The organism is Bacillus sp. JJ1764 (assembly GCF_036962145.1).
GTDB lineage: Bacteria > Bacillota > Bacilli > Bacillales > Cytobacillaceae > Neobacillus.
Genome location: NZ_JBALNY010000039.1, coordinates 45,403 through 55,230, shown reverse-complemented (window position 1 = coordinate 55,230; position 9,828 = coordinate 45,403). Strand labels below are relative to the sequence as shown.

Annotated in this window: 11 protein-coding genes; 10 read left to right on the top strand and 1 reads right to left on the bottom strand. The window is 38.9% G+C overall.

Annotated elements, in window-relative coordinates:
* Positions 1-241 precede the first annotated feature (241 nt).
* From V7083_RS06505 to lysA, 9 genes are all read left to right on the top strand, one after another.
* The gene (locus V7083_RS06505) at positions 242-1,414 is read left to right on the top strand and encodes a D-alanyl-D-alanine carboxypeptidase family protein (protein WP_335476567.1); all 1,173 of its coding nucleotides are present in this window, start codon (positions 242-244) and stop codon (positions 1,412-1,414) included.
* Between the two features lie 173 nt (positions 1,415-1,587).
* Positions 1,588-1,938 (top strand): anti-sigma F factor antagonist, encoded by a 351-nt coding sequence (gene spoIIAA, locus V7083_RS06500; protein ID WP_335476566.1) that lies wholly within the window; start codon positions 1,588-1,590, stop codon positions 1,936-1,938.
* Positions 1,939-2,379: an anti-sigma F factor gene (spoIIAB, locus tag V7083_RS06495; RefSeq protein WP_335476565.1), complete on the top strand. Its 441-nt coding sequence runs from the start codon at positions 1,939-1,941 to the stop codon at positions 2,377-2,379.
* 12 nt (positions 2,380-2,391) lie between these two features.
* Positions 2,392-3,150 carry an RNA polymerase sporulation sigma factor SigF gene (gene sigF / locus V7083_RS06490; RefSeq protein WP_335476564.1) on the top strand — a complete coding sequence of 253 codons (759 nt, stop codon included), beginning with the start codon at positions 2,392-2,394 and terminating at the stop codon, positions 3,148-3,150.
* 82 nt (positions 3,151-3,232) lie between these two features.
* Complete coding sequence (locus V7083_RS06485) at positions 3,233-3,853, top strand: stage V sporulation protein AA (protein ID WP_335476563.1); 621 nt, start codon at positions 3,233-3,235, stop codon at positions 3,851-3,853.
* The gene (locus V7083_RS06480) at positions 3,843-4,265 is read left to right on the top strand and encodes a stage V sporulation protein AB (RefSeq protein ID WP_335476562.1); all 423 of its coding nucleotides are present in this window, start codon (positions 3,843-3,845) and stop codon (positions 4,263-4,265) included. The genes V7083_RS06485 and V7083_RS06480 overlap by 11 nt, the downstream gene beginning before the upstream one ends.
* Positions 4,266-4,292: 27 nt before the next feature.
* Positions 4,293-4,904: a stage V sporulation protein AE gene (locus V7083_RS06475; RefSeq protein WP_335476561.1), complete on the top strand. Its 612-nt coding sequence runs from the start codon at positions 4,293-4,295 to the stop codon at positions 4,902-4,904.
* On the top strand, positions 4,855-6,336 hold the full coding sequence (locus V7083_RS06470; protein WP_335476560.1) for a spore germination protein: 1,482 nt from the start codon (positions 4,855-4,857) through the stop codon (positions 6,334-6,336). The genes V7083_RS06475 and V7083_RS06470 overlap by 50 nt, the downstream gene beginning before the upstream one ends.
* Positions 6,337-6,512: 176 nt before the next feature.
* On the top strand, positions 6,513-7,817 hold the full coding sequence (gene lysA / locus V7083_RS06465) for a diaminopimelate decarboxylase (RefSeq protein WP_335476559.1): 1,305 nt from the start codon (positions 6,513-6,515) through the stop codon (positions 7,815-7,817).
* Positions 7,818-8,135: 318 nt separating this feature from the next.
* On the opposite strand, the gene V7083_RS06460 is transcribed toward lysA, so the two are convergent.
* A complete protein-coding gene (locus tag V7083_RS06460) occupies positions 8,136-8,999 on the bottom strand; it encodes a DUF1002 domain-containing protein (RefSeq protein WP_335476558.1) in 864 nt (287 codons plus the stop codon).
* Positions 9,000-9,463: 464 nt separating this feature from the next.
* Between V7083_RS06460 and V7083_RS06455 the strand changes: the two genes are divergently transcribed.
* Positions 9,464-9,814, top strand: a complete 351-nt coding sequence (locus V7083_RS06455) for a GNAT family N-acetyltransferase (RefSeq protein ID WP_335476557.1) — start codon at positions 9,464-9,466, stop codon at positions 9,812-9,814.
* The last annotated feature ends 14 nt before the right edge of the window (positions 9,815-9,828 follow it).

The window sequence follows — 9,828 nt, the reverse complement described above, 5'->3', positions numbered from 1 at the left end:
AGTCTCTCCAGAACCGTACTCCCACAGGACGTTGATTTTCTTCCTAGAATTCGCCCACGCACGAAGGAAATGCGTTAGCATTTTCGAGGAGTCTTCGCACCTTCCGCTCCAATCAACAGAGTGTAAAAAATCAACACTGTTCTTTAACACAGCCTTTTTGTAAAAAAATAACAGGAAATAATTGTATAAAGTATTTGTTTTTGGAAAAAATGTTGGCTATACAGAATGGAGGGTTATGCGAATGAAACGATTGGTCTATTTGATCATTACTTTATTAATGTTTTCCAGTGTAGGGGCTCCGTCTGCTTTTGCGGCTGAGGAGAAAAAAGGAACTGATATTGTTGCAGGTGTCAGATCTGCCATCTTGATTGAACGTGATACCGGGAAGGTTCTTTATGAGAAAAATAGCAATGAGAAGCTTCCGCCAGCAAGTATGACAAAAATTATGACGATGTTATTAATCATGGATGCCCTTGATAAAGGGAAGTTGAGCTGGAAGGAAAAAATCCGTACCAGTGAATATGCGGCCTCCATGGGTGGTTCGCAAATTTTCCTTGAACCCGGTGAGGAAATGACAACCGAGGAAATGCTAAAAGGCATTGCCATTGGTTCTGGAAACGATGCTTCAGTGGCCATGGCCGAACGGATTGCCGGTTCTGAGGAAGCCTTCGTGGATATGATGAATCAAAAAGTAAAGGAATTAGGTTTAAAAAATACAGTCTTTAAAAATACTACTGGGCTGCCGGAAAGCGGGCATTATAGCTCAGCACATGATATGGCAGTCATGGCAAAAGAGCTTTTAAAATACGAGGATATTACTAAATTTACGGGTTTATATGAAGCTTATCTTAGAGAAAATACCGATAAAAAGTTTTGGTTGGTCAATACCAATAAATTGGTCCGTTTCTACCCTGGGGTGGATGGATTAAAGACGGGCTTTACTGCGGAAGCAAAATATTGCCTAACCGCCACCGCTCAAAAAAATGGGATGCGTGTCATTGCCGTGGTGTTTGGAGCTCCTACCTCAAAGGAACGTAATGCTCAGGTAACCAAGATGCTTGATTATGCCTTTAGTCAATATCAAACTCATTCCATCTATAAGCGCAATCAGGCTATAGGTGAAGCTAAAATCAGCAAGGGGCAGGAAAAAACCGTCAAGGCTGTCACAAGTGAACCCCTTTCATTGTTAACCAAAAAAGGTGAAAAGACGGAAAATGTAAAACGTAAAGTCATTATGCAAAAAAATCTTAATGCCCCCATCCATAAGGGAGATAAAGTAGGGACCATTAAGCTGATCCAGGATGGAAAAGTGATTCTTGAAAGTCCACTTGTTGCAAAATCAAATGTAAACGAGGCAAGTTGGTGGACTCTTTATAAGCGTGCTTTTGGAATGTTTTCAAAAGCGGGTAAATAAAACCCATGCCAATGTCGAATGTCGAAGGGATTTCACTTCTTTTAGCGAATTACAACTAGTTTTGTATCATGGGAAGGAATTTATTGGACACAAGGCGAATTGACTCACTATACCTTAGAAAAGCGGCAGCACCTTTGTGCTATTGCTTATACAAGATTAAGGAGGCCGAGATAGTGAGTCTAAACATTGAACTAGAAACAAGGCATGACGTTTTATGTATTCGTCTTAGCGGTGAATTAGATCATCATACAGCAGACGAGCTTCGAGAATCATCTACTGCTGTGATTGAAAAGAATGGAATTCGTCATATTGTTTTGAATCTGGAACAGCTAACCTTCATGGATAGCTCTGGTTTGGGTGTTATTTTAGGACGATATAAACAAATTAAACAGGTGCACGGTGAAATGGTCGTTTGTGCAATTTCCCCTGCAATACAAAGGCTATTCGACATGTCCGGTCTGTTTAAAATTATCAAAATGGAGCCGACGGAAGAGTTTGCATTGCAAAGATTGGGGGTGGCCTGAATGAAGAATGAAATGACCCTTCAATTCAGTGCTTTAAGTCAAAATGAATCATTTGCTCGTGTAACTGTTGCCGCATTTATTGCCCAACTGGACCCAACTATGGATGAACTGACCGAGATTAAGACAGTTGTTTCCGAGGCAGTAACAAATGCAATTATCCATGGTTATGAAAATGACGCAAACGGTGTTGTTTATATCCATGTTGAAATTAAAGATAGCTTAATCAATCTGTCCATTAAAGATAATGGACTAGGAATTGTTGATGTGGAGGAAGCTCGACAGCCATTATTTACAACGAAGCCGGAATTGGAACGTTCCGGTATGGGTTTCACCATCATGGAAAATTTTATGGATGAGGTAGAGGTTCATTCACAACCAGGTATAGGAACCGAAGTTAGACTCAGGAAGCATTTAAAATCCAGCAAAATGCTTTGCAATTAAGGAGACTTGCCAATGGATGTGGAGGTCAAGAACAATCAAAATCAAACATTCTTAAAGGACCAGGAAGTCAAGGAACTCATTAAAAAGAGTCAAGAAGGAAACCAAGATGCCAGAGATTTAATAATCGAAAAAAATATGCGCCTTGTCTGGTCTGTTGTCCAACGATTTCTAAATAGAGGGTACGACCCTGATGATCTGTTCCAAATTGGTTGTATCGGGCTGTTAAAATCTGTTGATAAGTTTGACCTATCTTACGATGTTAAATTTTCCACATACGCAGTACCGATGATCATTGGTGAAATCCAACGATTTATTCGTGACGACGGGACAGTGAAGGTCAGCCGTTCCTTAAAGGAAATGGGAAACAGAATTCGCAAAGCAAAAGATGAGCTTTCCAAAACACTGGGGAGGATACCCACAGTTAATGAGATCTCAACACATCTTGAACTTTCACCTGAAGATGTCATTCTCGCTCAAGAGGCAAGTCGAACACCTTCATCTATTCACGAAACCGTCTATGAAAATGATGGGGATCCTATCACATTATTAGACCAAATTGATGATGGGAATGAAGGGAAATGGTTCGATAAAATTGCCTTAAAAGAGGCAATTCGGGAATTGGATGAACGCGAAAGACTGATTGTTTATTTGCGATATTACAAAGATCAAACTCAATCAGAAGTCGCCTTAAGACTGGGTATCTCACAGGTGCAGGTTTCAAGATTAGAGAAAAAAATCTTACAGCAAATGAAAGACCATATGGATCTATAATCCATGTGGTCTTTTTTTCATAAAAAAAGGGAATTTTACTCATACTACTGATACGAGAATTTTTGTGTGGGAAGTGAATGTTTTGGAAAAAACAATCTATATTCGCATGCGGAATCGAGTTCAAACCCGGCCAGATCATCATGTTTTATTAAAAGATGTGGCACAAATTATTGCCGCAGAGGATTTGCTGCCCCATTTGTCCTCAATGATTGTTCACCAAGTATCAGACCACGATGGTAACATTCTCATTATCGATGTTATGAAGGTCATTAAATTGGTTTCCGCTCAATACCATGATTTAGAAGTCCAAACAATCGGTCCTGCCCAAACCATCGTAGAGGTAGTGACAAAGAAAAAAGGAGTGTCGATTCCTTTTTTTCTTTTAATTTGGTTTCTATTATTTTTTGGCTCCGCCATGACACTAATGAACTTTCATGACGATGTTAGCATGAAAAGTGTACAGGAAAAAATATATACCATCATTACCGGAAAACGAGAGGTAAAACCATTGCTATTTCAAATACCTTACTCCATTGGATTGGGGTTAGGCATGATTTTATTTTTTAATCATGTCTTTAAAAAACGAATCAATGACGAACCAAGCCCTTTAGAAGTAGAAATGTTTAATTATCAAATGGATTTAGATAATTATGTCATTATCCATGAAAATAAAGAAAGCATGAAACGCGTCTATGACGATTAAAATTTTGGCCACTCTTTTTCTGGGATTTGCAAGCGGCTTGGCAGTTGGTTCCGGGTTTGTTGCATTTCTGACGGTTCTAGGAGTCATACCAAGATTAACCCAGTTATCTAAAACCATGAAAATGATTCATCATTACGAAATGTCCGTTATTATTGGGGCTGTTACAGGGGTTGTTGCCAGTTTAAGGGATCCTGCCTTCAATGTTTCAGCCCTTTTTTTAATCCCATTGGGTCTTGCCGGAGGCGTCTTTGTGGGCATGCTAGCAGCAGGACTAACCGAAGCTTTAAATGTATTTCCGATTTTGGCAAAACGGATTCGATTAGATGGAAAAATTGTTATTTTAATTATGGCCATCGTTCTAGGGAAAATTTTTGGATCCATTTTCCAATGGCTATACTTTGTCCATCACTAAAAAATCACCCAGAAAGGACTACCAAATATGAGTAGAGAAAGGCGTGTCATATTAGTTACTGATGGTGATGAATATACCAAAAGGACTCTGGAGCAGGTTGCCAAGAAAATTGGTGGACGCTGCATTTCTAAGTCTCAAGGAAATCCATCCAAACTGACTGGTGCTGAATTAGTGAATTTAATCAAAAAGGCACAAAATGACCCTGTTTTGGTAATGTTCGATGACAGTGGAATGGTTGGAGAGGGGGCCGGTGAAAATGCCCTCAAATATGTAGCCTTACATAAAGATATTATAGTTCTAGGGGTAATTGCTGTTGCGGCGAAATCTAGACATGCGGAGTGGACAAGAGTCGATGTTTGTATCGATCGTGACGGTAATCTAACCCCGTTTGGTGTAGATAAACATGGTATACCAGAACTTGAAATTGGCAGAATAAATGGAGATACAGTCTATAGTCTGGATGAATTGGATATCCCCATTATTGTTGGTATTGGGGATATCGGCAAAATGGCCAGACATGATTCATATAAGCTAGGTTCTCCGATTACAGAGAAAGCTGTTGAACTTATCCTTGAAAGGAGTGGTTTTTATGACACAAAAGCAGGAAGAGAAATGGCCGATCCCGGAATCAGTCCATGAAGTTGAAAATTATATGAAACAACGGGTCGGACTTGGGGTAAGCTTTGATTTCGGAGTCCGTAAGTTGCAAATATTAAAAAAAGAAGTCCAAATTTATTATGTGAACGGGTTATGTGATACTAGATTTATTATTGAATTAATAGAAGAACTTGTCCAAATCAACGATCATGAAAAGCTTTCAACAGATGTTTTTAAGATTATTGAAAATAGATTAGTCAATCAATCAGTCGATAAGGCAGAAACACTTGATTTGGTAGTGACACAAGTATTGTCAGGCCTAATTGCTGTTGTAGTTGAAGGGCATAGTACCGCGTTTATTGTAGATGTACGAAGTTATCCAGGGCGTTCTCCGCAAGAACCGGATACAGAAAAGGTGGTAAGGGGAGCGCGTGACGGGTTCGTAGAAAATATTATCCTTAACACAGCGCTAACGCGAAGGAGAATCCGGGATGAGCGGCTCCGTTTCGAAATGCACAAGGTGGGTGTCCGTTCTAAAACTGATGTGGCACTCGGATATATAGAGGATGTAGCGGACCCGGATTTACTAAATATCCTTAGAAAAGAACTAAGCGAAATTAATATAGACGGAATCCCGATGGCAGACAAAACTTTGGAAGAATTTATTGTCAAACAAGGAGCAAACCCATATCCCTTAGTACGGTATACAGAGAGAGCAGATGTTGCAGCTGCGCATATTTTAGAGGGACATGTGGTGATCTACTGCGATACCTCACCTAGTGTCATCATCACCCCTACAACATATTTTCATCATGTTCAACATGCTGAAGAATTTCGGGAATCTCCAGCTATGGGTACATTTGTTCGTTGGACCCGATTCTTGGGTGTATTAACTTCTATTTTTATGTTGCCGTTATGGCTCCTATTTGTACTTGAACCTTCTCTGTTACCGCAAAAGTTGGCCTTTATCGGACCAAATGAGCAAACCAATATTCCAATTATCATTCAACTGTTCCTAGCTGATTTTGGAATTGAATTTTTACGGATTGCTGCCATACATACACCAACACCGTTGTCGACAGCGATGGGACTTATTGCTGCTGTATTAATCGGTCAAATTGCCATAAGTGTTGGGTTATTTGTACCTGAAGTCATATTATATGTAGCAGTTGCGGGGATTGGAACCTTTACGACACCAAGCTATGAATTGAGTGTGGCCAATAAAATTGCCAGAATGATTTTAATGCTGGTAGTCGCCTTTTTCCATACTCCAGGATTTATTATTGGTACAACGCTGTTTCTCATTTTGTTAGTCAATATGAGAGCATTAAATACACCTTATTTATGGCCGTTTCTTCCATTTGAACCAAAAGGGTTTTTACAAATCATCTTTCGCAGGGCAATACCGGGTGCTGTTCTTAGACCAAGTATAGTTCACCCAAGGAACAGGTATCGGCAGCCACCTAATGGATAAATTCCCATTAAAAAAAATTGCGCAAAATTTACAGTTGTGCTAAAGTAATTTTAATTAAATAAAGGGCTAAAGTTTTTAAAATAGGCAGTTTCTATTTAAGATTCTGTCTATTTGTTTATATTTATTATGATTGTCTACATATGATGTAGTAGTCGTGATGGAGAGAGGGAAAGGGAATGTACTTTTACGGGACAACAGGCGTTAATAAAAACGGCCACTTGGAAATTGGAGGAGTCGACGCCGTCGAACTGGCAACTAAATTTGGTACTCCTTTATATGTATATGATGTGGCTTTAATAAGAGAGAGAGCTCGCGCCTTTAAACAAGCTTTTATTGAGCAAAATATAAAGTTTCAAGTTGCATATGCCAGTAAAGCTTTTTCAACAGTAGCCATGGTTCAGCTTGCAGAAGAAGAAGAATTATCATTAGATGTAGTCTCTGGAGGGGAATTATATACAGCTATTGCTGCTGGATTTCCACCTGAGAAAATCCATTTTCATGGTAATAACAAAAGCCGAGAAGAACTAGAAATGGCATTGGATAGCCGAATCGGCTGTATTGTTGTAGATAATTTTTATGAAATCGGTCTATTAAAAGAGATCTGTCATGAAAAAAATGTGAATGTAAATATTTTATTGAGAATTACTCCGGGAATTGAGGCCCATACACATGATTATATTTTGACGGGGCAGGAGGATTCTAAATTTGGCTTTGATCTTCAAAACGGTCAGGCGGAGCAAGCTTTAGCTGAAGTATTAACATTTCACCAGTTTAATGTTTTAGGCCTTCATTGCCACATTGGCTCCCAAATCTTTGAAACAACTGGCTTTTTACTTGCTGCTCAAAAAATAGTTGAAAAGATGGCCGATTGGAATCATAAGTTTTCTTTTGAAGCCCAGGTGTTAAATTTAGGCGGTGGCTTTGGTATCCGATATACAAAGGAAGATGAGCCTATTCAACCTTCCCAATATGTTAGTGAAATTATCAAAGAAGTAAAAAAGCTGACAGAACAATATCAGCTTTCGATGCCGGAAATTTGGATTGAACCGGGGCGTTCAATGGTGGGAGATGCGGGAATCACGTTATATCATACCGGTTCTTCCAAAGATGTGCCTGGTGTCAGAAAATATCTTGCAGTCGATGGCGGCATGAGTGATAATATTCGTCCCTCTCTCTATCAGGCTAAATATGAGGCTGTGTATGCAAATCGTCCATTAGCACAGTCAGAAGAGACTGTTTCCATAGCAGGTAAATGCTGTGAATCAGGGGATATGTTGATTTGGGATCTACCTTTGCCGCAATCAGCTGAAGAAGACATACTAGCGGTCTTCTGTACCGGAGCCTACGGTTATTCCATGGCAAACAACTATAACCGTATTCCAAGACCAGCCGTAGTCTTTGTAGAGAACGGTCAGGTAACACTAGTAGTAAAAAGAGAAACTTACGCAGATTTAGTAAAACTGGATTTGCCACTAAAATAAATGGAGACTGACTCAAAAGGGGGTAATGTAGCTTTTTGAGTCAGTTTTTTTGTAGAAAGTAAACTTAATATTTTCCGCTCTGTTGATTGGAGCGGNNACGCATTTCCTTCGTGCGTGGGCGAATTCAAGGATGAAATTCAATGTCCTGCGAAAGTACGGTGCAGGAGAGACCCTGCAGGCACTAAGCGCCGAGGAGGCTCACCGCAACGCACTAAGGTGCGCGAAGTGCCTTGAGCGGAAATCAACAGACTAGTACAAAGAACGTTTCATAAAAAAGGGTGCCTCGAAAAGTTCAACTTTAGGGACACCCTTTTTGAATTATGAGAAAATAGATTTAATCGCGTCAATTAACCAAATGAAAAATTGCTTCATCTTGTCTAAAAATCCTTGTCCCTCATCTGACTGCAGGAATTTTGAGATTTGGTCTTTGGCTTTATTAAGCTGATCGCTAACTTGTCCCCAGTCAATATCCAAGCCCTTTAACTTATTAAATAAGTCCATCAATCGTTGGATTTGATCTTCCGTCAAAGTAACATTTAAATCGCTTGCAGCCTGCTCAATGATTTGACGTAATTCTGCATCATTTTTGGGCTTATCTTTAGCGATTTCTTGCTTAACTTTAGCAATAAGGGCAGCTGCATTCTCAGGACCAATGGCATCACCCAATTTAGCCGTTTCCACCATTTCCTGATTTGCTGCCTGTTTTACATCTTCTGGGATTGTTTTATCAGCTGAAATTTCATAGGCCTTAATAATTCCGGTTAAAGCAGCTGTCCCTGAAACAGAAATGGGAGCAGTGATATAAATGTTAGCATCCTTCACTCCCGCAGTGATGAGGGCATTCACATACATTTCGTCTGTAACCCAATTGATATTTTTGGTTTTTACCTTAATCCCCGATCCCTTTGCTGCAATCGTAACCGCTGAAGAAGAAATCGCCTTTGTCCCAATTAAAGAACTTGCCACATATTTGCCTAAATATTGATGTTCCTCCTGATTAGTTACTGTTACAATTTGGACATCTTTTGGCGCCCCCATTTCTTCTAACAGGCTATTTTTTTGCATTTCTGTTAAATTTTCTCCCAACGTAACAATCATGTCACCCTCAGCCATGTCAGCCATAGTCCGGACCGGATTAAACAGGATTACTACAGCAAGGATGAAAATCGATATTCTTTTCATGTTAGCCTCCTCAAGTTACAAAAAATAATTTCTATTACATAATATAACCGATTCCATTAATATTAACGTAAATTCCAAAATAGAAGTTTCATAGAATGATTAATTTTCCTAAATTAGGTTTTAATTTGATGAAAATGGATTATTTTTGTTATATAGTGTAGAATGATGTTCAGTAGCAACTGTTTATTCGGGGGACCTTCATGAAAAAAAGAAATTGGATGTTGTTCGGTATTTTAATCAGCCTTTCTATTATCTGGGGAATTATTTATTGGGCTCTCATTGCTCCGCATTAATGTGTTTTTTTTATTGATGTACTGTTAATATTTATGTATCATGTTGATTAATGAAACATTTATCATTTCATTTACATATAATGAAGCAGGTTTATGATTCAGGGATTGGGAAAAACTAGAATACTGTTTAACCTAATGTTAACGGTTTATTTCATATAATGAGGGATCTAAATGTTAATTCGCTATAAGAAAACATTTGAAAAAATTGCCATGGGCTTGCTGTCATTTATGCCAGCAGAAAAGGATTTAAAGAAGCTGCAGCAAACCATGAAAGAATATGAAACGGAAGAGAATCGCCAGTTATTCCTATGGAAAGAAGAAGACATAATCGGGTTGATTGGAGTTCAGAATTATCAGGATACCAACGAAATGGAAATTCAGCATATATCAGTGAATCCATCACATCGATTTCAAGGAATAGGCAAACGTATGGTAAAAGAACTAAAGGAAATGTATCCCGATAAAAATATTATTTCCAATGAGCAAACATCATCATTTATCGAACGCTGTGATTTTTGTTAACAAAACAAAAGGGC